We start from the raw sequence: 25324 nt of genomic DNA, 5'->3' as shown, positions 1-25324 counted from the left end.
TGTCATGCCATGCCCTGCAAAACGAGGAACATCAGAAAAGTGCACTATGTGTCTCATCGTTCTTGATTGGCAACCTGGTCTCTCGACACCCTTGCGCCTGGCGGCCAACCGAGATGAATTCTACGACCGGCCGACAGCACCTCTCGCCCAATGGCAGGATGCACGGGACATTATCGGAGGGCGCGATCTGCGTGCCGGAGGGACCTGGCTTGCCGCCCATCGCCAAGGCAGGGTGGCCGCCTTGACCAACGTTCGCGACCCGGAATTTCATGCGCCCGCCGACGGGCCCAGCCGCGGCGAACTGGTCCGGAATGCTCTGGAGTGTCCGTCGTTGTCAACGTGGCTGGAACGGTTGGGCCAGGAAGGCGCACATGATTATGCAGGATTCAATCTGCTGGCCAGCGACGGCCATTATCTCTGGCACCTGCATCATGGCCGCAGCGGCACTCGGCTACAGCAGGTCAGCCCTGGATTGCATGGATTGTCCAATGCCACGCTCGACACCCCCTGGCCCAAGCTGAAACGTAGCCGTCAGGGCCTGCAGCGCATTCTGGCCGCCTCAGCCACATCATTTGCCGAAAATGCCTGGTCGTTATTGGCCGATGACTGGCGACCCGACGATACGGAGTTGCCGGAAACCGGCGTCGGCCTGGAGCTTGAGCGGCTATTGTCTGCTCCGTTCATTACCAGTCGCGATTACGGCACCCGCGCCAGTACCTGGCTGACATGGCATGCCAGCGGCCGGCTCGAAATGGGCGAGCGCAGCTTCGGCCCCTATGGCCAGCCGCTGGGCGAGCGGCGGCAAGCACTGGATCTCCCTCCCCTGAAGAATTAGCCCTCATCCTTGGGTGGCAACAGATGCTCTAATTGCCAGGCCGTGAAACACTTACCGAGATGGGAACGTACTTCTTTCGAGGTGGGCATGGACAGGATCTCGCCCACCAGCTCTCGCGCCGAGGACAGCGAGACCCGGCGAATCGCCGCGCGTACCCGTGGCAGGCTGGGTGCGTTCATCGACAACGCATCAAAGCCCATGCCCATCAATAACAGCGCACCCGCCGGGTCACCGGCCAACTCGCCGCACACCGATGTGGGCACTCGTAGCTGCGACGCCTCCTCCGCCAGGCGTGCCAATGCGGCCAATACCGCCGGATGGCAGGCATCGTAGAGATCCGCCACGCGGGGATTGTTGCGGTCCACAGCCAGCAAGTACTGGGTCAAATCGTTACTACCGACCGAGAAGAAGTCGACACGCGCCGCCAGTGCCTCGAGCTGGTAGAGCGTCGCCGGCACTTCGATCATCACTCCGACGCGCGGCCGCTCGAGGTGAACCCCATCCTCAGCAAGTTCGACGAGCGCTCGGTCGAGAAGCCGCAGGGCCGCGTCGACTTCGTCGATATTGGTCACCATGGGCAGCAGGATCTGGAGGTTATTGAGCCCATCGGAGGCTCTCAGCATCGCACGCAGCTGCACCATCAACACTTCGGGATGGTCCAGAGTGACTCGAATGCCTCGCCAGCCCAGGAACGGATTGGCTTCGTTGATCGGAAAATACGGCAGGTCCTTGTCGCCGCCGATATCCAGGGTACGCATGACCACGGGTAACGGCGCAAACCCCTCGAGTTGCTCGCGATAGAGCCGCGCCTGTTCCTGCTCGCTGGGAAAGCGCTCGGTAATCATGAATGGCACTTCGGTCCGGTACAGACCGACCCCACTGATACGCGGCTTGAGCAGCCCCACGGAATCTACAGCCAGGCCGGTATTGACCATCAAAGGCATGTCATGGCCATCGGGTGTGCAACTGGGCAGGTCCTGCTCGTGCTCCAGTACCTCGGCCAGCGCCTGTTCTTCGGCGATCAGGTTTCGGTAGCGCTTGATCAGCTCTTCATCGGGACGCACGAACAGGCGTCCACGATAGCCATCGAGAATAACCCGAGCGCTGTTCAGTCGCGGTAACGGCAAGTCGACCATACCGAGCACCGTTGGAATGCCCATCGCCCTGGCCAGAATCGCTACGTGCGACGTGCTCGAACCACGAACCGAGACCAGACCCGCCAGCTTTTCGCGCGGTACTTCGCCGAGCATGGTCACGCTGATTTCATCACCGATGAGAATGCAGCACTCCGGATAGGTTTCCGGTGTGAGCGGATTCCCCTCCTGGAGATGCGCCAATACCCGCCGCCCCAGATCACGGATATCCGCGGCACGCTCACGCAGATAATCGTCATCGACCCGCTCCAGATACTTGACATGGCGACGCACGACATCTGCCAACGCACCGGGCGCCCATTGGCCTTCGCGTATGCGCTTTTCCACCTCCTGGCCCAGCGAGGCGTCCGCCAGCATCTGTTCATAGACATCGAACAGCGCCAGCTCCTGGGTCGAGATGCGGCTGGCCAATCGAGCGCCGGCGCTGCGTATCTCATGACGCACACGATCGATGGCCTCGCTCAGGCGGCGCACCTCATAGTCGACATCGGTGGGTATCAGGTCCGGCACGCTGTCCAGATCGGCCGGGGGGGCAATGACCACGGCTTCGCCGATAATGACACCGGGCGATGCGGCCACGCCCTTGAACATTGCCATGTCATCGGCGCGCGTCGGCCGGTTAAGCGTCCCGGTGGCCAGTGCATGCGCCAATACACCTGCCAGTTGGGCCGCCATGGTCACCAGGAAGGCTTCATCGCCCTCATCGTAGCGACGCTTGTCCTTCTGCTGCACGACCAGCACGCCAAGCATGCGCCGCTGATGAATGATGGGTACGCCAAGGAAACTGGAAAAACGCTCTTCGCCGGTCTCCTTGAAATAGCGGAAGTGCGGGTGCGAGGGAGCATCCTCGAGATTGAGCGGCTCCTCACGCTGGCCGACCAAGCCGACCAGGCCCTCGCCCAGGCGCAACGTGACATGCCCCACCGCCTGGGTATGCAGACCGATGGTATCCATGAGCACCAGGCGATCCTGGGCAGGATCGAAGAGATAGACCGAACAAACATCGGTCTGCATCGCCTTGCGAATGCGGCGCACCATGGTAGCCAACGCCGCATCGAGGCTGCGTGCTCCGTTAACCTCTTGAACGATGCGGCGTAGAACTTCGAGCATGGGCATTCTTCTTGTGTAGTGATTGTCATGCCGTCGCGAGATGAACCCGCGATCAGCCGCCTCCCTGGGCCAGGCGCTGCACGCGTGGCGCCAGCTCCCTCAAGGCGCGACGATAGACTTCGCGCTTGAACGGTACCACCTGCCCCAACGGATACCAGTAACTGACCCAACGCCAGCCGTCGAACTCCGGCTTGGGCGTCGTGTCCATGCAGATGCGGCTATCCTGGCATCGAATGCGCAGCAAAAACCATTTCTGCTTCTGGCCGATACAGACCGGCCGTGATTGGGTTCGTATCATGCGCCGCGGTAGACGGTAACGCAGCCACCCCCGTGTACAGGCCAGCATCTCGACATCGTCCGGAGTCAGGCCGATCTCTTCTTCGAGTTCGCGAAAAAGTGCCTGTTGCGGAGTCTCATGCGCCTTGATGCCTCCTTGGGGAAATTGCCATGCATTCTGTCCCACCCGACGCGCCCACAGTAATTGCCCTTCGTGGTTGGTAATAATGATACCAACGTTGGGGCGGAAGCCGTCAGCGTCGATCACGGGCTTCACCTTATGAAAACCAGTATTGAAGCCATTCTTCCACAAAGCCGGAAAGCGCATCAATACAGGGATGCCAAGCGGTGTGCATCGCCGACCGGTTCTGCAATAATCAGCGCCGTTCTCGCCAACGTCATCGCACACGCACCGGGGAGCCACCTTTGAGCCTGGCCATTTTCGATCTCGACAACACCCTCATCTCCATCGACAGTGATCATGCCTGGGGGCAATTCCTCGTCGAGCAGGGCGCCGTCGATCCCGTCAGCTACCATGAAGCCAATGAGCGCTTCCTCGAGGATTACAAGAACGGCACCCTGGATATCCATGCCTACCTGGAACTGGCACTCAAGCCGCTGGCCGAATATAACCGTGAGCAGTTGAACGCCTGGCATCAGCAGTTCATGGCAAGCAAGGTCGAGCCGCATATCCTGCCCAAGGGCGAGGAGCTGCTGGCCCGTCACCGCGAGCGCGGCGACACCCTGCTGATCATCACGGCAACCAACCGCTTCGTGACCGGCCCCATCGCCGAACGCCTGGGAGTCGATGACCTGATTGCAGTCGAGCCGGAGTGCGTCGATGGCCGCTATACCGGCCGGGTGAGCGGTATTCCCAGCTTCCGTGAAGGCAAGGTCAAGCGACTGGATGCCTGGCTAAGGCAAGGCGCAGCCTCGCTGCATGGCGCGTGGTTCTACAGTGATTCCCACAACGACCTCCCGCTGCTGAAGTTGGTCGATCATCCGGTGGCTGTCGACCCTGACGACACATTGCGACGCGAGGCCAAACGTCACGACTGGCGCATCATTAGCCTGCGATAGGTAATTTTTATCGGCGCCCCGATACTGCACCGCACCATTGCCAGACCCCCCAAAATGCGACCTAACCTATTGGCTGGGTTGCATTTTTCCTTTACGCGTGACGCTAAGCTTTTCCTTATGGCCAAACAAGTAACCATAAAGTACACCTTTGGCATAGGTCGTTTTTAGCTCCAAAGCGGCTATAATGAACCCAATTCGACGTTTATTGGGCCACCGCGCTAGAAGCGCACAGGGCCCCTCAAAAACGATTCCTGATGACTACCGCCAATGGTTGATAACGTTATGGATGAGACAGTCGATGTCTTGCTGGTTGGCGCGGGGGTGATGAGCGCAACACTCGCCACCCTCCTCCATGAACTGGAACCGGAAGCACGCATCGAGGTCCTCGAGCGGCTCGATTCCACGGCCAGCGAAAGCTCGTTCGCCTGGAATAATGCCGGCACCGGCCATGCCGGCCTGTGCGAGCTCAATTACACGCCGCTGGCCGCCGATGGCTCGGTCGATATCCAGAAGGCCATCAAGATCAATACCATGTTCGAGGAGTCCAAGCAGTTTTGGACCTACCTGGTCGAACATGGCAATCTCGGTGATCCATCCCGTTTCGTCTACCCGGTCCCGCACATGAGCTTCGTGCGCGGACAGCAGGATGTACGTTTTCTGCGTGCACGCCACGAGGTGATGCAGGCCCATCCCTGCTTTGAGGCGATGAAATACACCGAATCGCCGGAAACCATCGAGCAGTGGGCTCCGCTGTTAATGAACGGCCGCAAGGCTGGCGAACCATTGGCGGCCACCCGGGTCGAGGCTGGCACCGACGTCGACTTCGGTGCTCTCACACGCCAGCTTCTGGAGCGCCTGAAAGCCGAGCCGGACGATCAGGTCCGCATCAGTACCGGTCAGAAGGTCAGCGACCTGGAGCGCAATCGCGACGGCAGCTGGACAGTCAAGGTCGACACGAACGATGGTGACCGTCGAGTCATTCGCGCCCGCTTCGTGTTCCTCGGTGCCGGTGGCGCCTCTCTGCACCTGTTGCAGAAGAGCGGTATTCCAGAAGCCAAGGGCTATGCAGGCTTTCCCGTCAGTGGCCAGTGGCTTCGCTGCGACAAACCTGAGATCGTCTCCCAGCACAACGCCAAGGTTTATAGCAAGGCGCCCATCGGCGCGCCGCCAATGTCGGTGCCCCACTTGGATACTCGCAACGTCGACGGTACGCCTTCGCTGCTGTTCGGCCCGTTTGCCGGCTTTACCACCAAGTTCCTGAAGACGGGATCCGTCTTCGACCTGGCCAAGTCAGTGCGTTCCTCGAACCTGAGCCCAATGTTGGCCGTTGCGCGTGATAACTTCAGCCTGGTCAAGTACCTCCTCGATCAGGTACGTCTCTCGCATGAGGAGCGCGTCGAGGAACTTCAGGATTTCTATCCTGCGGCAGCCGTCGACGACTGGCGGCTCGAGATGGCTGGTCAGCGCGTCCAGGTGATCAAGAAAGATCCCAAGAAAGGCGGCGTCCTACAGTTCGGTACCGAGGTCGTGGCGTCGAGCGACGGCTCCATCGCCGCCCTGCTTGGCGCCTCGCCGGGTGCTTCGACAGCCACCTCGATCATGCTCGGATTGATCGAGCGCTGTTTCCCCGAGAAATTTGCCTCAGACGCCTGGCAGGCGCGCCTGAAGCAGCTGGTTCCTGCCCGTGACGACACGCTTGCCGAACAGGGGGCGTTGCTCCGCGATATTCGCGAACACACACACCGCACGCTCAAGCTAAGCGACCCGGCGGCCTGAAGCGAGTCCTGACTGGTGCCCTGGCCTTTTCCGATGGATTGGTCGGGGCATACATCCCCTCCTATACTCATCAGTACTGATACATCGCAACATCGCCGTTTCCATGTTGCCTGTTAGCGGCAAGACTGCAGAAAACTAGACCATTAGTCTAAATTACCTACTCAAGTGACCTCCTATACTCGTTAGCGAGTGACTGCGGTCCGCCTCATCATTACGCGGCGCTCGGTAGTCAAGTTTCGACCCCCGACGCGGGCCGAAGCACCACTTCTGTACCAACCAGAGCGCATGGCCATGTCCGAAGCGACTTACGACGTCCTCATTATTGGCGGTGGCGTATCCGGCACCGCTCTGCTCTACGAACTGGCGCGTTATACCGACCTGAAGTCGATTGGCCTGGTGGAAAAGTACGATCATGTGGCGATCGTCAATTCCCACGGCCGCAACAACAGCCAGACTATCCACTACGGCGATATCGAGACCAATTACTCCCTCGACAAAGCCCGCGTCACCAAGCGCACGGCAGGCATGGTGGTCAACTTCGCGACCAAGCTGCCCACAGAGGAACGCGATCGTGTCATCTTCAGGTACCCCAAGATGGTATTGGGCGTAGGCACCAGAGAGTGCGAGTTCCTGCGTGCCCGGCATAGTCGCTTCAATGAACTGTTTCCCAACCTCAAGCTGCTCGAACGCGACGAGATCGCCAAGCTCGAGCCCAATCTCGTTGAAGGGCGCAGGACCGACGAACCCATTGTTGCACTGGCAGCGCTCGATGAATATTCGGCGGTCAATTACACCACCTTGTCCGAAGCTTTCGTCGACCAGGCACAAAAGAGCGCCGCCGAGAAGGAGACGCGATGCGATGTCTTTCTCTCCACGGCCGTCGAGCGAATCACCGAAGAAGGCGGAATCTTCAAGGTCAGAACACCCAACCGAGGCACCCTGACAGCGCGCTATGTCGTAGTCAGCGCCGGAGGGCATTCGTTGCTGTTCGCTCACCAGATGGGTTATGGCCTGGACAAGTCCTGCCTGCCCATGGCCGGCTCCTTCTACTTCACGCCGAAGGTACTCAACGGCAAGGTCTATACCGTCCAGAACGAGAACCTGCCGTTTGCCGCCGTGCATGGCGACCCCGACGTACTCGTTGAGGGTAAGACGCGCTTCGGGCCAACCGCGCTCATGTTGCCCTTGCTGGAGCGCTACAACGGCAAGACGTTCTTCGAGTTCCTGAAGGTGTTGCGCCTTGACCGAAACGTCATCAAGGCCCTCTGGGAGTTGCTCAAGGTCCGTGACATACGCAACTACATCTTCAAGAATTTTCTCTACGAAGTGCCCATTCTGCGCGAGCGGTTGTTTCTCAAGGACATCCAGAAGATCGTGCCCAGCCTGACGGCCAAGGAGGTCACCTTCGCCAAGGGATTCGGTGGTGTACGCCCGCAGCTGATCGACAAGAACAAGCACAAGCTCGTCATGGGCGAGGCAAAGATCAATCCGGGCACTGGCATCGTATTCAACATGACACCCTCCCCCGGCGGCACCAGCTGTCTGGGCAATGCCGAAAAGGACATGTACCTGGCCAGGGACTTCCTGGGATTCACCATCGATACCGAGGCCTTCGAACGTGACCTGCTGACCGGAGAAATTCCGCTTACCGAACTCGAGCGACCGGAAGCCTCCTCGTTGATGTAAGCTAGCCATGGCTTGAATCGCTGCCCCGGCCTCGTGCCGGGGCCTTGCGTTGACAGCGCTATCGCTGTGCATCGATTATCTCGGTCGAGCGATTTCATCAGCGCTTCCTAATTTTTTCGATTCGGATGGCACGATGCGCCACAGACTTGCTCTTTCTCCTGCCTTAGTCGCGCTGATTCTGGGCATCGCCCTGCTCGTCTGGCTGGCATTCGGTGATATGCAGGGTTTTAGTGACACGGCACCCCCTGCCGACGATCAAGCTGGCAAGGATCTGCCTCGCGTCGAAATCACCTTGTCCCGTGCCGAAATACACGTTCCCCACCTCACGCTGCAAGGGCAACTCGAGCCGCGCCGCGATATCACTCTGCGCCCGAGCCTGTCGGGTACTGTCATCCGCTTGCCCCAGCCACAAGGCACGCGTGTCGAACCAGGCGACGTGCTGGTCGAACTTGAGCAGGAAGATCTTGAAGCCCAGCTAGCGCGCGCCGAGGCCGAACTCAAGTTACGCGAGGCGGAACTCGAGGCCGGCCAGCGCCTGCGTAACCGCGAGTTGATTGCCGGCAATGAGCTGCTGCGCCTGCAAAGCACCCTAGCCACAGCCCGGGCGGAATTGGCTAGCCTGCGCGAACAACAGGCCAACCTGCGCATCATCGCTCCGTTCGCCGGCACCCTTGACCGGCTGGACGTCGACAAAGGCGATTATCTCCAGGCCGGCGAGGACATCGGCCGGCTGATCGAGATCGACCAACTGACGGCAGAGGCCTGGGCTCCCCAGCGCCGCGCCCTGGTCCTGCAGGAAGGCCTGCCGGTAACGGCCACCCTGCTCGACGGCAGCAAGCTTCATGGCGAGCTTAGCTACATAGCCAGCGGTGCCGACGCGGCGACCCGCAGCTATGCCCTGGAAGCCGACATTGCCAACCCCGAGAGGCGACGTATCGCTGGCGCCAGCGCCACACTGGAAATTGCCCTGCCCGAACGTCAGGCTCATCGCCTCTCGCCTGCCCGGCTGGTACTCGATGATCAGGGCCGCCTGGGTATCAAGCATCTAACGGCGGACAATACGGTCGAATTCACACCGGTAGAGCTACTCACCGCCGATGCCACCCAGGCCTGGGTGACCGGCCTGCCCGATGAGGTACGCCTGATCACCCTGGGCGGCGGATTCGTCGATGACGGTGACGTCGTCATCCCGATACCGGCCGACACCGAAGAAGAGCGGAGCTGATGCGCACTCTGATCTACGCTGCGCTGAATCGTACACGCACCACCCTGCTGCTGCTGATATTCCTGCTGCTGGCCGGCATGGTGGCCTATCAGGCGATTCCCAAGGAATCCAACCCCGACGTGGCGATTCCGATGATCTACGTCTCGCTGAGTCTCGAAGGCGTCAGCCCTGAGGACGCCGAGCGCCTGCTGGTCCGCCCGATGGAGCAGGAACTACGCGCCATCGAAGGCCTCGAGAAGATGACCTCCCAGTCAAGCGAAGGCCATGCATCGATCACCCTCGAGTTCGATGCTGGCTTCGATGCCCGCCAAGCCCTCGCCGACGTACGCGAAAGGGTCGATATCGCACGCAGCTCGCTGCCCGATGAAGCCGAAGAACCGCGAGTCATGGAAGTCAACGTATCGCTCTTTCCGGTGATGTCGGTCGGTCTATCGGGACCGCTTTCGGCTGCCGAGCTGATGACCGTGGCCCGCGAGCTCAAGCAGGTCATCGAGGGCATACCCCAGGTACTTGAAGTGGATATCGCCGGCGAGCGCGAGAATCTGTTGGAAATCGTGGTGGATCCGCTGGTCCTCGACAGCTATGGAGTCGACTTCGACACGTTGTTCAACCTGGTATCACGCAACAACCGCCTGGTCGCGGCCGGCAGCATCGATAACGGTGCCGGCCGGCTGACCATCAAGGTACCCGGCGTGATCGAGGATCTCGAAGACATCCTGGCAACCCCGGTCAAGGTGGATGGAGACCGCGTGGTCACCTTCGGCGACGTAGCAATGGTCCAGCGCACGCTTAAGGACCCCGCCGGCTATGCACGCATAGACGGCCAACCGGCGCTGGTGCTGGAAATCTCCAAGCGCACCGGTGCCAACATCATCGCTACCGTGGATGCCGTCAAGGCCCTGCTGGAGCAGGCCGAGTCGCGCCTGCCGGAGACGTTGGACGTCAGCATCATCATGGACCAATCGACCGACGTCGAGGATATGCTCGCCGAGCTGCTCAACAACGTGCTCACCGCAGTGGTCCTGGTACTGATCGTGATCCTCGCCACCATGGGACCACGCTCCGCCCTGCTGGTTGGCACGACCATTCCCGGCGCCTTTCTCACCGGCATACTGCTGATCTGGGGTATCGGCTACACGCTCAACATCGTGGTGCTATTCGCACTGATCCTGGTCGCCGGCATGCTGGTCGACGGCGCGATCGTGGTTGGCGAGCAGGCTGACCGTTTTCTCGCCGAAGGGCTCACGCCCCACGATGCCTGGGCGGGTGCTGCCAGTCGCATGGCCTGGCCGGTCATATCGTCCACTGCCACTACATTGGCCGTATTTCTGCCGCTACTGTTCTGGCCGGGGGTGGTCGGTGAGTTCATGAAATACCTGCCAGCGACGGTGATTTTATGCCTGGTGGCCTCGCTGGCCATGGCCCTGGTCTTTCTGCCCACGCTGGGTAACCTTTTCAGCCATCGCCGCACAACCCCAAGCGACACGATGAGTGGCGGCGGACGGCTCTACCGCCGAACCCTGGCTAACCTGTTGCGTCATCCCGGCCTCACGCTGGCCGGGGCGCTACTGGTCATGGCGCTGATCTACATGGGCTATGCCCGCTTCAATCACGGTGTGGAATTCTTCCCATCGGTCGAGCCGGACAGCGCCCAAGTACTTGTACATGCCCGCGGTGACTTGTCGGTCGATGAAAAGGACACCATCGTGCAGCGAGTGGAAGCTCGCCTGGATGACATGAGCGAAGTCGAGGCACTCTATGCCCGCTCCTTCGCCGTGCCTAACGAGCAGCTCGGCGTCGATGTCATCGGCCAGCTCACCTTCCAATTTATCGATTGGGATCAACGCCGGCCGGCGGGTGAGATCCTCGCTGACATGGCCGAACGCACCGAGAACATTCCCGGCATTCAATTGGAGTTTCGCGAGCAGGAGCAGGGGCCGACCAGCGGCAAGCCGATTCAGATCGAACTGAGTGCCGACGACCCGGCCGCCATCGAGCGTGCCGTGAATCAACTGCGTGCCGCCATGCAGCGCCTCGGCGGCTTCCGCGATATCGAGGACAACCGCAGCCTGCCCGGTGTGGAATGGCGACTCAAGGTCGACCGAGAGGCAGCGGCTCGCTTCGGCGCCGACGTGACCACTATTGGTAGTGCCGTGCAACTGGTGACCACAGGCCTGCAGATTGCCACCTATCGCCCTCAGGATGCCACGGACGAAGTCGATATCCGCGTACGCCTGCCAGGTGCTCGGCGGAGTCTCGATCAGTTGCAGCGTATGACGATTAACACTGCGCGTGGGCAGGTGCCAATCGGCCATTTCGTTACGCTGGAGCCGGCACCCAAGGTCGGCACGCTGCACCGAGTCGATGGCCAGCGCACCCTGACCCTCGAAGCCGATGTCGCCCCCGGTCGACAAGTCGATGAGCGTATCAAGGCACTGAGCGGCGAACTGAATGCACTGCCCGACGGTGTGCGTGTCGGGTTCGCGGGGGAGCAGCAGGATCAGGCCGAGACCACCCGCTTTCTGGGGATGGCGTTTGGCGTGGCAATCTTCCTGATGATGATCATCCTGGTCACCCAGTTCAACAGTCTTTACCAGGCGGGCCTGGTACTGTCAGCGATCGTATTTTCCACCGCCGGTGTGCTGCTAGGTCTGCTGCTAAATGCGCAGCCCTTCGGCATCGTCATGGTGGGGATGGGGATCATTGCCCTGGCGGGTATCGTGGTGAACAACAATATCGTGCTGATCGATACCTACAACCAACTGCGCGACGAAGGGCTGGCCGCCGCCGAGGCGGCCCTGGAGGCCGGTGGGCGCCGTCTACGCCCTGTGCTGCTTACGGCCATCACCACGATTCTCGGACTGATGCCGATGGTACTGGGGGTCAATGTCGATCTACTCGGACCGAGCCTGGGCTGGGGCGCTCCCTCGACGCAGTGGTGGACCCAGCTATCCAGCGCCATTGCTGGCGGATTGGGCTTTGCCACCGGCCTGACCCTACTGCTCACGCCATGCATGCTCCTCCTGGGTGCCCGCCTGGGTGAGCGACTCTCACGCCGACGCTCTATCAGCCATTCGGGTTCAATCTGAGGGCCGGGAAAACGAAGACCCGCCGGCATCGCCGGCGGGTCTTCGTTGGTCATAGACTGTCACAAGGGTGCGATCAGTCTTTAGAATGTCGCGCTGGACGCCGCCTGCGATGCCGGCGGTGGGGAATGCGCCGCATGTAGCCGTTCGATGAACTCGTCCTCCAGCGCAAAGCGCTCGGTCATAGCCTTCTGCAGCTTCGTCAGCCAGGTCGGCAGGCGGGACGCAAAGTGCTGGCAGCGTACCGGTGTGGAAAACTCGTTTTCGAACTCCAGCGCCATCTCGGTGGATTTCTCCAACCGCGACAACAGCTTTTCCGCGACAGCCAATGCTTCCCGATCATCGAAGGCCTTGGCCTCCTCGCGTAACTGCGGATAAATCTCGAAATGGCCGGCACTGATGTAGTCCATCAGCAGCTCGTTGAAGCGATCGATCCGTTCCTTGGGTACCGATTCGCAATCGATATCGCAGGCTTCATGAAGGTCCATGAATGCCACCAGCATTTCATGGCGTTCTTCCAGCCAGTGATCGATGAGGCGATGTACACCACCCCAGCGTTCCAGGGCCGTTTTGCAATCCTCTAGCATGGGCAGCCTCCCTTCGTCCTTGTCCCAGCGGACACCCAGCGTCGCCTCAAGCCACGCCGGTGTCAATCCTGTATTGCGCTAAAGCCGTGCCGAACTAACGTCACGTTGCAAAAAGCTACGAAATGTCATGAAGAGCGGAATGACCGCCAGGATCACGAAACCGATCAGCGTCCATTGTGGCAGGGCCAGGCCCAGCCAAACGCCATCGATCTCGGCACATTCACCTGATCCCGAAAGTACACGCGAGAGTACGTCCCACAAGGGCAACACTTCCATCATATAATCGAGTCCGGGACCGCAACTCGGCACCTTATCTGGCGGCAGCGACTGCAGCCACACGTGACGCCCAGCCACGGCGATCCCTCCACCGACCGCAGCCAGCCCCAGAACGCCATAGACGCTACCGCCCCAGCCACGCGGGTTGTGGATGGCCGCTATCAGAAAGACGAGCGCAGCGGCAAGCACCGCGACGCGCTGGAAAATGCACAAGGGGCAAGGTTCGAGACCCACGCCATACTGCAGCCACAGCGCCACCATCATCATCAGTGCACAAAAGGCCAGCCCCAGTACACTCCACTGGCGAATGCTCGCCCTGGACAGGACGTTCCACATCGAGTCGATCTCCCTCGCAAAGAAACGGCCCACGAAGGTGGGCCGCTGGTTTCGATTACGTCAGACCGTGGTCGCCGGTCGGGGTTCACGCGCCCTAGCAAAATAGGCGTTCAGGAACTCGCTGAACTCATCCAGATCGGCTGCCTCGATATCGCCCTGCTGTTGATGCGACGTCTCGGTCAATTGCGTGAATAAGGTGTCGCGCGCTCGGTCCATGGGCTGGCTGCGGAAAAATTCCGCTTGCGAGCGGGCCTGCTCGAGCGTGAATTCGACGAACTCACTACCGGTTTCTTCGAGCGCGGCCAGCAGGCGACCGGAGGGAGTCTGTTCGGGGTGGCCGAGTAACGGGCGCAATGCATCGAGTGCTTCGACATGATGGGCGGCATTGCCCTCGATGGTATCGAGCAACGTCGCGACCCCACGCATCTCATCGAAGATATGGCCGGCCCGCTCGGCCAGGCGCTGCTCTCTGCCATCGACTGCCAGCATCAGCGCTGGGTCACGACCGAAGTCGACGACAGCACGGCGGTTGTCATCGAGTCGGTCGCATTCCTCGTCGGGGATCCACGGACTCTCGGACAGCAGACACCACATCAGGAACGTATCGATGAAGCGCATCTGGGACTCGTCGATGCCCAGCGGCAGAAAAGGATTGAGATCGAGGCAGCGCACCTCGATATACTCGACGCCACGCGCCTCCAGTGCCTGGGTTGGCGTCTCGTCATGACGCGCGACGCGCTTGGGCCGGATGTCGCTGTAGTACTCGTTCTCGATCTGCAGAATATTGGCATTGAGCTGTTGCCAGTCACCATCACGGTTAACACCCATGCGCTCATAGGTCGGCCAAGGGGTAGTAATGGCGTGGCGCAGCGTGCCCACATAGTTGGAAAGCGAGTTGAAGCAGATTTTCAGCTGCGCCTGGACCTTGTTCTGATACCCCAGGTCGGACATGCGCAGGCTGGTGGCATAGGGAGAAACCAGCGAATCGCGAGCATGGGCGCGTAGCTTCTCGGGAGCCGCTCCGGTCAGGAAACTGCGATCCAGTGCCGGTGATGCTCCGAACAGGTACAGAAGCAGCCAGCTGTTGCGCCGGAAGTTGCGAATCAGGTCGAAGTAGCGCCCTGAGCGGTAGGCATCGATCGGCTTGTCCTCGGCACCTTCCAGCTCGCGCAATAGCGGCCACATGCTTTCCGGCAACGAGATGTTGTAGTGCACCCCAGCGATGGCCTGCATGATGCGTCCATAACGGACGTCCAGCCCCTTACGATAGACATGCTTCATGGTACCGACATTGGAGTGGCCATAATCGGCGATCGGTACACTATCATTGCCCTGCAGCCGCGCCGGCATACTCGCCGGCCAGATCAGCTCGTCGCCCAAATGACGATAGCTGAAGCGATGCAGGTCGGTGAGGAAGTCGAGGGCATCCTTGGGCCGGCAGGATACCGGCGTGATGTACTCGAGTAATGCCTCCGAATAGTCGGTGGTGATGTGCGGATGGGTCAGCTTCGATCCCAACGCGTGCGGATGGGGCGTCTGGGCAATGCTGCCCTTGGCGTCCACCCGCAGCCCTTCCTTCTCGATACCGCGCCGCAGCCGGCCAAGCAGGCCCTGACGTGCCGGCCCCTTGAGCCGCGCAATGGCGTTGTCTAGTTGCTCGGACAAGATCACTACCCCTCGTTGAAGGCGGTACGCCGGCGCGCGGCACGGCGAGTTAAACTTCAGATTATGGTGCCGCAGCAGGCCCTTTCAAGGCGCACTTCGTTTTCAGGCTAACAAAGAACACGCATTTTAGCGGTTCTTGCGGGCATTCAATAGCGCTTCGCCCAATGCCCCCATCTGGCTACCGCCGCCAGCACCGCCCTGTCCCTGGCCATTGCGCCGCGTGGGCTTGCCGCGCGAGGCGTTGTTATTGCCACCGGCACTTTTACGTGTCGCAGTCTCGCCGGGCTGATCGTGCATGCGCATCGACAGGCCGATACGTGCGCGCTCGATGTCCACCTCCATGACCTTGACCTTGACGATGTCGCCGGCCTTGACCACTTGGCGGGGATCATCGATGAACGTGTCGGAGAGTGCCGAGATGTGCACCAAGCCATCCTGGTGGACACCGATATCGACGAAAGCACCGAAGTGAGTGACGTTAGTCACCGTGCCTTCGAGGATCATACCCGGCTCGAGGTCCTTGAGAGTCTCCACACCTTCGCGGAACTCCGCGGCCTTGAACTCGGGGCGCGGGTCACGTCCGGGCTTGTCGAGCTCCTTGAGGATGTCAGTCACCGTAGGCACGCCGAAGCTATCATCGACGTAATCTGCAGGTTTCAATGACTTCAGAAAGGCACTGTCACCGACCAGACTGGATAGCTCGCGCCCCCCCTTCTTGGCGATACGGTTTACCACCGGATAGGCCTCGGGGTGTACGGCACTGGCATCCAGCGGGTTGTCACCATTCATGATGCGCAGAAAGCCGGCGCACTGCTCGAAGGTGCGGGGCCCCAGGCGGCTGACCTCGAGCAACTCACGACGGTTGCGGAACGGGCCCTCGGTATTGCGTCGCATGACGATATTCTCGGCGAGACCTGGGTTGAGCCCGGACACCCGCGAAAGAAGCGCGCTGGATGCCATATTGAGATCGACCCCTACGGCGTTGACGCAATCCTCGATCACCGCCTCCAGGCTGCGCGAGAGCTGTACCTGCGAGACATCATGCTGATACTGCCCGACCCCGATCGACTTGGGCTCGATCTTGACCAACTCGGCCAACGGATCCTGCAGGCGGCGGGCAATGGAAATGGCGCCGCGAATGGTGACGTCGAGATCGGGAAACTCCCGCGAGGCATACTCGGACGCCGAGTAAACGGAGGCGCCGGCTTCGCTGACCATCACCTTGGACAGGCGCCGCTTGCCGGCCAGCCCCTTGACCAGCTCAGCGGCCAGCTTGTCGGACTCGCGACTGGCGGTACCGTTGCCGATGGCGATCAACTCTACATCGTGCTTCTCGACCAGCGCGGCAAGTGTCTCCAGCGATTCCCGCCAGCGGTTCTGCGGTGCGTGCGGGTAGATCACGGCATGGTCGAGGAACTGGCCGGTGGCATCGACCACCGCCACCTTGCAGCCAGTACGCAGGCCCGGGTCCAGCGCCAGGGTGGCCTTGGGCCCGGCCGGTGCAGCGAGCAGCAGGTCCTTGAGGTTGGCGGCGAAGACATCGATGGCCTCGGTCTCGGCGCGCTCGCGCAGGCGCCCCATCAGTTCAGTCTCGAGATGGGTATAGAGCTTGACGCGCCAGGTCCAGCGCACCACTTCGCGCAACCAGCGATCGGCGGGGCGACCTTGATCCTCGACTCCTGCATGCCGGGCGATGGCGACCTCGGCGGGATGCACCGGCGCGTCATCTTCTCCGGGCAGCTTGATGGCCAGGCCCAACACACCCTCGTTGCGACCGCGGAACATCGCCAGCGCGCGATGCGAGGGCACCTTGGACAGACGCTCGTCGTGCTCGAAATAGTTGGAGAACTTGGCACCCTCCTTCTGCTTGCCGTCGATCACGCGGGCGCTGAGCTCGCCCTCGTCCCACAAGCGATCACGCAGACGGCCGACCAGCTCGGCATCCTCGGCGAAGCGCTCCATGAGAATCTGCTTGGCGCCGTCGAGGGCCGCCTTGGCGTCCTCGATCGCCGGAGTGTCGCCCTCTGCCACACGCAGGTAAGCCTGGGCCTCGGTCTCCGGATCAAGCGCCGGATTGGCCAGCAATGCATCGGCCAGCGGCTCAAGCCCCGCCTCGCGCGCGATCTGCGCCTTGGTGCGCCGCTTTTTCTTGTACGGCAGATAGAGATCTTCCAGGCGCTGCTTGGTATCCGCCTCGCGAATCTGGGCAGCCAGTGCGTCGGTCAGCTTACCCTGCTCGTCGATACTGGCCAGCACCGCCTCGCGGCGCTCTTCCAGCTCGCGCAGGTAACGCAGGCGCTCCTCCAGGCTACGTAACTGGCTATCGTCGAGGCCGCCGGTGACCTCCTTACGGTAGCGGGAGATGAACGGGACGGTGGCGCCGCCATCGAGCAGTTCCACGGCCGCCGTCACCTGGTTGGGACGGACGGCGAGTTCGTCGGCGAGACGCCGGGTGATCTGGGCTTGAGCGTCCATGGGATCCTTGACGTGTTTCTGAACCTGAATGTGCCGCCGTCAGGCGATACACAGGGCGCCAGCCTGCCATGGGGCCGGGCCGGCGCGGGAAATGGCGACAAGGTACCATAAAGCTTCCCAAGGGCGCAGAGTCAGACAGCATCAATCACGGCTCAATCCGTCATCATCCCAGAACGGCCGGCTCGCCTCGCGTTCGATATCGGCCCGCGACAGGCCGATATCCTTGAGCGTCGCGTCGCTTAGCCGCCAGAGCTCCTGCCGTTCATGGCGCAATTGCTGCCAGCGGCGTAGGCGCTTGATCAGACGACGCCAGCCCGGCGTCCTGGATGGATTCGTGTCGCCTAGCCTGGCGGAACCAAGGGGCTCGTTGAAAAGTGACATGAACGTTTCCTCCGGTTGGTGATGGAGGAAGTGTCCGCGGCGGGCTAGAATCAATCCAACGAATGTTCATGATGCTTAGCATCAACCCTGTTGATGGACATGCCATGTTCCAGACCATCGATCACGAACTGCTGCGTACCTTCGTCGCCATCGTCGACCACGGCGGCTTCACCCGTGCTGCCGAAGCGGTCAACCGTACCCAGTCTGCCGTCAGCATGCAGATAAAGCGTCTCGAAGAGGATGTCATTCGGCGGCCATTGTTCGAGCGCGATGGCCGTCAGATCCATCTGACCAGCGAGGGCAACACTCTACTCGGTTACGCCCGCCGAATTCTGGATTTGCATGGCGAAGCCCTGAACGTGCTGCGCCAGCCCGATATGGTCGGTCGTGTGAAGATCGGCGTCCCCGACGACTATGTGATGCGTTTTCTGCCGGGCATCCTCAAGTCGTTCTCCCAGGCCTGGCCGATGATCGATGTGGAGGTCCACTGTGAGCCGTCTTCCCAACTGCTGTCGCGCCAGGACGGCAGCCTCGACCTGAGCATCGTGACCCGCGAGGTAGGACACGAAATCGGCGAGATCCTTCGCCAGGACGCCACGGTATGGGTCGTCGCCGAGAGCCACTCGCTGCATCAGCAAACGCCTCTGCCGCTGGCGCTCTTCGAAGAGCCCTGTTTCTGTCGCAGGCACGCGTGCAACGCCCTGGCGCGTGCCGGGCGGCAATACCGGGTCGCGTACAGCAGCCCCAGCCTGGCAACCCTGCAAGCGGTAGTCAGCGCAGGGCTGGCCGTTTCAGCCTGGATGAAGAGCCTGGTCGTGCCGGGAATGCGCATCCTCGATGAAACCGACGGCTTCCCCCCCTTGCCCGATGCCTCGATCGTATTGCTACGCGCACCGCAGGCCCACTCACCGATCGTTGACGGGCTGGCACGCTACATAACTGAAGGCTTCAAGCATTAGACGAAAAGAGGGAGCCTGATGGCTCCCTCTTAATGATGACTACGGCATAAAAGCCATCGCCGCCTCAGTCGAGTGATGGCCCTGCCGCAACGATGGCGGCATCGACGCCGGAGAATTTCTTGAAATTTTCGTTGAACTTGGCCACTAGTTCGCGCATCTGCGCATCGTAGGCATCCTTATCTTCCCAGGTGTTGCGCGGCACGAGCAACGACGAATCGACCCCCGGCACGCTGACCGGCACGTCCAGATTGAGGCCGTCGATACGATGCGTCTCGATATCTTTCAATGTCCCGGACTGTATAGCGCTGATTACGCTACGCGTCGTGGGGATGCTGAAGCGGCTACCCCCCTGGCCGAAGCTTCCGCCAGTCCAGCCGGTATTCACCAGATAGACACGGGAGCCGAAGGCTTCGACGCGCTTGATCAGCAACTCGGCGTACTCGCGAGCCGGACGCGGGAAGAACGGTGCACCAAAGCAGGTCGAGAATGTGGCTTCGAGCCCGGACGAAGATCCCATCTCGGTGGAACCGACCTTGGCGGTATATCCGGACAGGAAGTGGTAGGCCGCGGCTTCCTTGGAGAGCACCGACACCGGCGGCAATACACCGCTCATGTCACAGGTCAGGAAGATAATCGCATTCGGCTCGCCGGCACGATTCTCGGCGACGCGCTTCTCGACATGCTCGAGCGGATAGGCGGCGCGGGAGTTCTGAGTGAGACTGTCGTCGGTGTAATCGGCATGGCGCTGCTTGTCGAGCACGACGTTTTCGAGAACGGTACCAAACTGAATGGCTTTCCAGATAATCGGCTCGTTCTTCTCTGAAAGGTCGATGCACTTGGCGTAGCAGCCGCCTTCGATGTTGAAGACCGTGCCCTCGCCCCAGCCATGCTCATCGTCCCCGATCAAGTAGCGTTCGGGATCGGCAGACAGCGTAGTCTTGCCAGTGCCGGACAGCCCGAAGAACAGCGTGGTTTCACCATCCTCACCGACATTTGCACTGCAGTGCATGGGCAGGACGTCCTTCTCGGGCAGCAGGAAGTTCTGCACCGAGAACATGGCCTTTTTCATCTCGCCGGCGTAACGCATCCCGGCAATGAGCACACGGCGACGGGCAAAGTTGATGATTACCGTACCGTCGGAATTCGTTCCGTCACGCTCCGGCTCGCAAACGAAATGCGGTGCGTTGAGAATGGTCCACTCATGTTTGCCCTTGGGGTTGTAACCCTCCGGGCGGACGAACATGGTATAAGCAAACAGGTTATGCCAAGCCGTCTCGGTGGTTACCCGAATCGGCAGGTAGTGCTCGGGATCGGCCCCCACGTGCAGCTCGGACACGAAACTGTCACCTTCGGCCAGGTAGTCTTCGACACGCTCCCAGAGTGCATCGAAACGCTCGCTGTCAAAGGGGCGGTTGACGCTTCCCCAGTCGATCAGTTCCGAGGTGGAGGGCTCATCGACGATGAAGCGATCCGTCGGAGAGCGACCGGTACGTACGCCGGTGTTCACCACCAGGGCACCAGTATCGGCAAGTTGACCTTCGCCACGTGAAATGGCGCTTTCGATCAGCTCGGCGGCACTCAGATTGGTGTGTATCTTCACGGCGCGACGCTCCGTCGCCTCCTGAGGAACAGCTTGGGTAGTGGTCATTATGGTGTCCTGGGCCCGCGGGCCTATTCTCTCTCGTTAGCCAAAAGCGTTTTTCTTCCTTGCGCTCGGCGGTTTCCCCGCTTCTGTATAGAGCACAAAAATCCTTTTACGGGCGCAGCGCGTCCCGGGTCGTCATTATGGCAAAAAAGCGACAGTCCGGAAAACGCTGCTTTTTCTCCCCCAAGGCCAATGAACCGGCTCAGCCTTAGGTCATCCACAAGGCTGAAAACCGTTAGTGCAGTGTGGGGGAGTCGGCATCGGGTGAATCGAGCATCGCTTCGACTTCTGCCGCACTGAAATGGTACCGGGTATGGCAGAAGTGACACTGGGTATCGATGGCCTTCTGTTCGGCGAGAATGTCGCGCAGCTCCGCTTCACCCAAGGTAAGCAGTGCATCGGCGATACGCTCCCGTGAACAGGTGCAGCCGAAATGCAACGGCTTGGGATCGAACACCCGGACGGTCTCTTCATGAAAGAGCCGGTAGAGTAGGTCGCGCTGATCAAGGGACAGCATCTCGTCGGCCGATACGGTACTGGCCAGCGAGGTCAGCCGGTCCCAGGCATCGGGGTCGAGGTTACTGGCGTCGTCGGGCAATTGCTGGAGCAGCAGGCCAGCCGCTCGGCGACCGTTCGCGGTTAGCCACAATCGTGTGGCTAGTTGCTCGGAGCGGTAGAAATACTCTTCAAGGCAACTGGCCAGGTCCTCGGCCTCAAGGGCCACGATGCCTTGGTAACGATTGCCCTCTCGCGGATCGAGCGTGATAACAAGCTGCCCGTCACCAACCAGTTGCTTGAACGAGGCATCCTCGGCCGGCACGGCTGCGTCTTCGGCCAGCCGAGCGATGGCCCGCAGTTCGCCCCCTGGGTTGGACTCTGCCATCAACAAGCTCAGCTCACCTTGGCCACGCACTTCCAGGCTCAGGGTGCCGTCGAGCTTGACGGTTTCCGTGAGCAGCGCCACGGCGGCCAGCAACTCACCGAGCAGGCGCTCAACGGCAGGCGGATAGGCCTGCTTGCCCAGTACTTCAGCATAGGTGGATTCCAGCGTGACGATTTCGCCGCGCACGTTGGTGTCATCGAAGATGAAACGTTGGATCTGATCGGTCATGAGTCAATATCGGCATTAAAAGGTGATGGCCCCGCCCTTTATTCCTCGGGGCGCTGGCGCTGAAAACGCTGTATTTCGCGGCGTTGCTTCTTATCCGGTCGGACTGGCGGAGCGCTCATGGCCTGATTCGCCAAGCGCCGGCTCTCGGTTTCACGCTCGCGTCGTGCCTGGCTTTCTGGCGTCTCGCGGTAGAGTTCGCGGGCTTCGGGAGCGCCGCGCCGCTGGTCGGACACCGCCAGCACCTCGACTTCCCACAAATCCCAGCCTTGCGGCACCTTGATCAGGGCTCCGGTTTCGACGGTCTTGCTGGTCTTCACCCGGGTACCGTTGTAATGAACCTTGCCACCTTCGATGGCTTTCTTGGCCAAGGCACGCGTCTTGAAAAAACGCGCCGCCCATAGCCACTTGTCGATACGTACTCCAGTCATGGGGCTCCGTCAGGATTCGGCCCGGAGCGGCGCGTTGGGTAGCAGTGACGCAAACCGATCCAGGACAATGAACTCTTCCAACTCTTTTTCGGGACGTGTACTGTCAGGCTGCTTGATCCCCAGCAGATGACGTATACCGTATTCACGCGCACTTTCGAGTACCGCCGGGTTGTCGTCGATGAACAACGTGCGAGACGGGTCGAAAGGCTCGACTTCCTGCAAGGCGAACCAGAACTCGGGGGCCTCCTTGGGCATGCCGAGGTCCGCGGAGGAAACGATGGCATCCAGATAGGCCTCGAGGCCGGTCAAAGGCAGCTTGAGCGCCAGACTTTCTCGGTCAGCATTGGTCGCCAGCACCACGCGAGGGTGAGCTTTCTTCAGCCATTGTAGAAAGTCCAGGGCATCGCTGCGCAGGCCGATGAGATGTTGGACCTCGCGCTTGAGCGCCACGATGTCCACGCCAAGCTCGCGACTCCAGTAAGCCAAGCTGTACCAGTTCAGCGTACCTTGCTCGCGAATGATACGAGCCCGCACCTCGTCCTGGGTGGCTTCGTCGAGTCGGTGCAATTCGACATAACGACGCGGCAAATGTTCCAGCCAGAAATGACTGTCGAAGTGCAGGTCCAGCAGGGTACCGTCCATGTCCAGCAGCACGGTATCGATGGCGCGCCAGTCGATCATTGGCCAGGAGCTCCACAGCGATGGTAAAAGGAAGGCAGATAGCTATGTTTCATTGTACTGGATACCTTTGCCATGCCGCCAACGCCTCCACATAAACCCAGCATCCTCTCCCGAGAAGAAGTTGCGCGTAGTCAGCTATTCACCATAGAACGTTTGGATCTGCGCTTCTCCAACGGCGCAGAGCGCACCTTCGAGCGCCTCAAGGGTAGTGGACACGGTGCCGTGATGATCGTCGCCATGCCCGACCCTGACCATGTGCTGCTGATTCGCGAATATGCCGCCGGCTTCGATGATTATGCCCTGACCCTCCCCAAAGGATTGGTCGATCCTGGCGAGGACATCATTACCGCAGCCAACCGCGAGTTGATGGAGGAATGCGGCGTGGGCGCCCGCAATATCGAGCCGCTGGTCGAATTATCCTTGGCACCCAACTATATGAACCACCGCATGCATGTGCTGCTGGCCAGCGACCTTTACGAAAAGCGCCTTCCCGGCGACGAGCCGGAGCCTCTCATTGTCGAAACCCATGCCTTTCGAGAACTGCCCGCCCTGCTTGCACGTGAGGACTTCCACGAGGCGCGCGCCATTGCCGCGCTGTTCATCGCTAGAGAAAAACTACGCAGTGACCGAGACCAGAGCGACTGGTGGTAAATTACGAACCAACGAAAAACGCCGTCGCTTGGTGCGACGGCGTTCCAGATACTACGTTACGTCAATACAGTAACTATTGAGTTGCGGATCCACCCTGTACCTCGGTATCTCCGGCTTCAGTGTTGGCTGACCCAGTCTGGGTGCTCATGTCATCGTCAGGACCACTCGGGATCTCGCCGTCTGCACGAGGCTCCTCTGTCTTCACACGATACTCTTCGTCATTCTTCATCGTGCTGCCCTGAGCCGAGCTGCTACCGCCATTGTCCAGGTTAGGATCCTGGGCAGTGCCACCCTTGACGGCGGTATCACCAGCCTGAGTGTTGGCTGAGCCGGTCTGGGTGCTCAGGTTCTCGGTGGGACCAGAGGGCACTTCATCATTGGCACGCGGTGTATCATTGGCCAGTGCCGCGCCGGCGGAACCGAACAGGACGGCTGCAATAAGAGCGCTATAAATTCCTTTCATGCTTCTCCTCCTCATTCCTTTGTGGCAGCGTCTCGCTTAGAAAACCGTTTCATAATCTCCAAGCTTGTCTTGAAGCTAGAAACGATACGCGGGTTTTGCAAATGTTGTATGGCTTCAGACTGTAACCGGTCAATTACAATCGCATGCCCCGCCGATCCGATGGCTTGTCCTATTTGAGCCGGACCCAACGCTGCTGACGGGAGCTGTCGAGCCCGGCCTCCAGAAGCTGCATTACGGCTAGCGCTTCCTCTGCCGATACCGGATTCTCGGCTTCGCCACGCAAGGCATCGCGTACGCCAGCGTAATAGGCCAGGTAGTCGCCAGGGTGTGTCGGATAAGTCGACGTCGCCAAGGGTGCCTGTTCCCCTTCACCATCTCGAACGGTCAGCTGCCCGTGACGCTCGTCCTCGCCCCAGCTTGGCGCAGGCGTTTCGCCGGCCTTGAGTCGTGCCTCCTGAGGGTCCAGGCCGAACTTGACGTAGCTACCCCGCGTTCCGTGCAGCGTGAAACGCGGCGACTCGGCAGCCACCAGCGCGGAGGCATGCAGCACGACACGCATGTCGCCATAATCGAGTAACGCATGGAAGTCATCATCGACCTGGGCGCCATCGCGCCGAATGGCCAGATCGAGCAAGATAGCTTGAGGCATACCGAACAACACGCGAGCCTGGTCAAGCAGGTGGGGCCCCAAGTCATACCAGATTCCCCCACCCGGCTTTGCCTGTTCCCGCCAGCGATCACGCACCTCTGGCCGGAAGCGATCAAAGTGAGATTCGAAATGCACCAGGCGCCCTAGACGTCCACTCTCGAGAAGTTCACCGATCGTCAGGAAGTCACTGTCCCAGCGGCGGTTGTGAAATACCGACAACAACTTGCCGCTGGCATCGGCCAGGCTCTTGAGCAATCGCCCTTCGCGTAGCGTTACCGTAAACGGCTTGTCGAGCACGACGTGTTTGCCCGCATTCAGGGCCGCCTTGGCCAAGGGATAATGCGTTTCGTTGGGAGTGGGAATCACGACCAAGTCAATATCAGGCCGGGCAAAGAGTGCGTGAGGGTCGGACTCGACCGACACGTCGGGCAGGTCGGCATGCACTTTCTGGGCATCGCTACTGGAAACGGCGACCAGGTCCAGGCCGGGGGTAGCGGAAATCAAGGGCGCGTGAAATGTCTTGCTGGCGAAGCCATAGCCTACCAGCCCAACCTTGAATGATTCCTTCATGCTGTCCTCCTTGTCTCATGAATGTCGCCCTGCACATTCGCAGAGCCATCCTATGACCCATGTCAAACAGGCGAGAGAAAACACCTGTCGACCTTGGTCTAGCCGACCATACTTTTGCAGTCAGTTTCTATCCACCGATCAGGGAGCAAACATTAATGTGCTGTTCGGAAGAAAGCCTCGAAATGCTGGAGATCTGGTTTACGTTGGAGTGCGAGCGGG

Annotated in this window: 21 protein-coding genes; 8 read left to right on the top strand and 13 right to left on the bottom strand. The window is 60.5% G+C overall.

The genetic code is table 11. The annotated features are described in order from the left end of the window. The first annotated feature begins 46 nt into the window (after nucleotides 1-46). Entirely contained in the window at nucleotides 47-835 is a 789-nt protein-coding gene (locus tag F568_RS0102870) for an NRDE family protein (RefSeq protein ID WP_019017193.1), read from the top strand. On the opposite strand, the gene ptsP is transcribed toward F568_RS0102870, so the two are convergent. Next, on the bottom strand, nucleotides 832-3099 hold the full coding sequence (gene ptsP, locus F568_RS0102865; protein ID WP_019017192.1) for a phosphoenolpyruvate--protein phosphotransferase: 2268 nt from the start codon (nucleotides 3097-3099) through the stop codon (nucleotides 832-834). The two genes, F568_RS0102870 and ptsP, sit on opposite strands and share 4 nt — an antisense overlap. Nucleotides 3100-3151: 52 nt before the next feature. Then, complete coding sequence (locus tag F568_RS0102860; RefSeq protein ID WP_026300293.1) at nucleotides 3152-3643, bottom strand: RNA pyrophosphohydrolase; 492 nt, start codon at nucleotides 3641-3643, stop codon at nucleotides 3152-3154. Between the two features lie 158 nt (nucleotides 3644-3801). On the opposite strand from F568_RS0102860, the gene F568_RS0102855 reads away from it, so the two are divergent. The 5 genes from F568_RS0102855 (at nucleotide 3802) to F568_RS0102835 (ending at nucleotide 12231) form a co-directional block, all read left to right on the top strand. Continuing rightward, nucleotides 3802-4455 carry a histidinol-phosphatase gene (locus tag F568_RS0102855; RefSeq protein ID WP_026300292.1) on the top strand — a complete coding sequence of 218 codons (654 nt, stop codon included), beginning with the start codon at nucleotides 3802-3804 and terminating at the stop codon, nucleotides 4453-4455. Between the two features lie 267 nt (nucleotides 4456-4722). After that, on the top strand, nucleotides 4723-6231 hold the full coding sequence (mqo, locus tag F568_RS0102850) for a malate dehydrogenase (quinone) (protein WP_026300291.1): 1509 nt from the start codon (nucleotides 4723-4725) through the stop codon (nucleotides 6229-6231). A gap of 291 nt (nucleotides 6232-6522) precedes the next feature. Beyond that, nucleotides 6523-7917, top strand: coding sequence for an FAD-dependent oxidoreductase (locus tag F568_RS0102845; RefSeq protein ID WP_040475807.1), 1395 nt, complete (start codon nucleotides 6523-6525; stop codon nucleotides 7915-7917). Between the two features lie 133 nt (nucleotides 7918-8050). Then, a complete protein-coding gene (locus F568_RS0102840) occupies nucleotides 8051-9142 on the top strand; it encodes an efflux RND transporter periplasmic adaptor subunit (RefSeq protein ID WP_019017187.1) in 1092 nt (363 codons plus the stop codon). Next, entirely contained in the window at nucleotides 9142-12231 is a 3090-nt protein-coding gene (locus F568_RS0102835; protein WP_019017186.1) for an efflux RND transporter permease subunit, read from the top strand. Before F568_RS0102840 ends, F568_RS0102835 begins: the two co-directional genes overlap by 1 nt. 80 nt (nucleotides 12232-12311) lie before the next feature. On the opposite strand, the gene F568_RS0102830 is transcribed toward F568_RS0102835, so the two are convergent. The 5 genes from F568_RS0102830 to F568_RS22015 all read right to left on the bottom strand — a co-directional run bounded on the left by F568_RS0102830 (nucleotide 12312) and on the right by F568_RS22015 (nucleotide 17948). After that, the gene (locus tag F568_RS0102830; RefSeq protein WP_019017185.1) at nucleotides 12312-12815 is read right to left on the bottom strand and encodes an Rsd/AlgQ family anti-sigma factor; all 504 of its coding nucleotides are present in this window, start codon (nucleotides 12813-12815) and stop codon (nucleotides 12312-12314) included. A gap of 78 nt (nucleotides 12816-12893) precedes the next feature. Next, on the bottom strand, nucleotides 12894-13427 hold the full coding sequence (locus tag F568_RS0102825; RefSeq protein WP_019017184.1) for a disulfide bond formation protein B: 534 nt from the start codon (nucleotides 13425-13427) through the stop codon (nucleotides 12894-12896). Between the two features lie 60 nt (nucleotides 13428-13487). Next, nucleotides 13488-15098 (bottom strand): glutamate--cysteine ligase, encoded by a 1611-nt coding sequence (gene gshA / locus F568_RS0102820; protein ID WP_019017183.1) that lies wholly within the window; start codon nucleotides 15096-15098, stop codon nucleotides 13488-13490. A 120-nt stretch (nucleotides 15099-15218) separates the two neighbouring features. Beyond that, a complete protein-coding gene (locus tag F568_RS0102815; RefSeq protein ID WP_019017182.1) occupies nucleotides 15219-17567 on the bottom strand; it encodes a Tex family protein in 2349 nt (782 codons plus the stop codon). A 141-nt stretch (nucleotides 17568-17708) separates the two neighbouring features. Next, the gene (locus F568_RS22015) at nucleotides 17709-17948 is read right to left on the bottom strand and encodes a DUF1127 domain-containing protein (protein ID WP_019017181.1); all 240 of its coding nucleotides are present in this window, start codon (nucleotides 17946-17948) and stop codon (nucleotides 17709-17711) included. Nucleotides 17949-18016: 68 nt separating this feature from the next. Here F568_RS22015 and F568_RS0102805 point away from each other — a divergent pair, with 68 nt between their 5' ends. Further along, complete coding sequence (locus F568_RS0102805) at nucleotides 18017-18907, top strand: LysR substrate-binding domain-containing protein (protein WP_229804187.1); 891 nt, start codon at nucleotides 18017-18019, stop codon at nucleotides 18905-18907. A 64-nt stretch (nucleotides 18908-18971) separates the two neighbouring features. Here F568_RS0102805 and F568_RS0102800 read toward each other — a convergent pair whose 3' ends face one another. The 4 genes from F568_RS0102800 to yrfG all read right to left on the bottom strand — a co-directional run bounded on the left by F568_RS0102800 (nucleotide 18972) and on the right by yrfG (nucleotide 22772). Continuing rightward, a complete protein-coding gene (locus F568_RS0102800) occupies nucleotides 18972-20555 on the bottom strand; it encodes a phosphoenolpyruvate carboxykinase (protein WP_019017179.1) in 1584 nt (527 codons plus the stop codon). A 232-nt stretch (nucleotides 20556-20787) separates the two neighbouring features. Further along, a complete protein-coding gene (gene hslO, locus F568_RS0102795) occupies nucleotides 20788-21663 on the bottom strand; it encodes an Hsp33 family molecular chaperone HslO (RefSeq protein ID WP_019017178.1) in 876 nt (291 codons plus the stop codon). Between the two features lie 38 nt (nucleotides 21664-21701). Continuing rightward, nucleotides 21702-22091: an RNA-binding S4 domain-containing protein gene (locus F568_RS0102790; protein WP_019017177.1), complete on the bottom strand. Its 390-nt coding sequence runs from the start codon at nucleotides 22089-22091 to the stop codon at nucleotides 21702-21704. Nucleotides 22092-22100: 9 nt separating this feature from the next. Further along, entirely contained in the window at nucleotides 22101-22772 is a 672-nt protein-coding gene (gene yrfG / locus F568_RS0102785) for a GMP/IMP nucleotidase (protein ID WP_019017176.1), read from the bottom strand. Between the two features lie 72 nt (nucleotides 22773-22844). On the opposite strand from yrfG, the gene nudE reads away from it, so the two are divergent. Next, nucleotides 22845-23423, top strand: coding sequence for an ADP compounds hydrolase NudE (nudE, locus tag F568_RS0102780; RefSeq protein ID WP_019017175.1), 579 nt, complete (start codon nucleotides 22845-22847; stop codon nucleotides 23421-23423). 73 nt (nucleotides 23424-23496) lie between these two features. On the opposite strand, the gene F568_RS0102775 is transcribed toward nudE, so the two are convergent. Beyond that, nucleotides 23497-23886, bottom strand: coding sequence for a hypothetical protein (locus F568_RS0102775; RefSeq protein ID WP_019017174.1), 390 nt, complete (start codon nucleotides 23884-23886; stop codon nucleotides 23497-23499). Between the two features lie 169 nt (nucleotides 23887-24055). Then, the gene (locus F568_RS0102770; protein WP_019017173.1) at nucleotides 24056-25105 is read right to left on the bottom strand and encodes an oxidoreductase; all 1050 of its coding nucleotides are present in this window, start codon (nucleotides 25103-25105) and stop codon (nucleotides 24056-24058) included. Nucleotides 25106-25324 lie beyond the last annotated feature (219 nt).

Source organism: Modicisalibacter luteus DSM 23508, assembly GCF_000378505.1.
Lineage (GTDB): Bacteria > Pseudomonadota > Gammaproteobacteria > Pseudomonadales > Halomonadaceae > Modicisalibacter > Modicisalibacter luteus.
The sequence above is the reverse complement of the archived record's forward strand: the minus strand, read 5'-3'. Positions and strand labels throughout refer to the sequence as shown.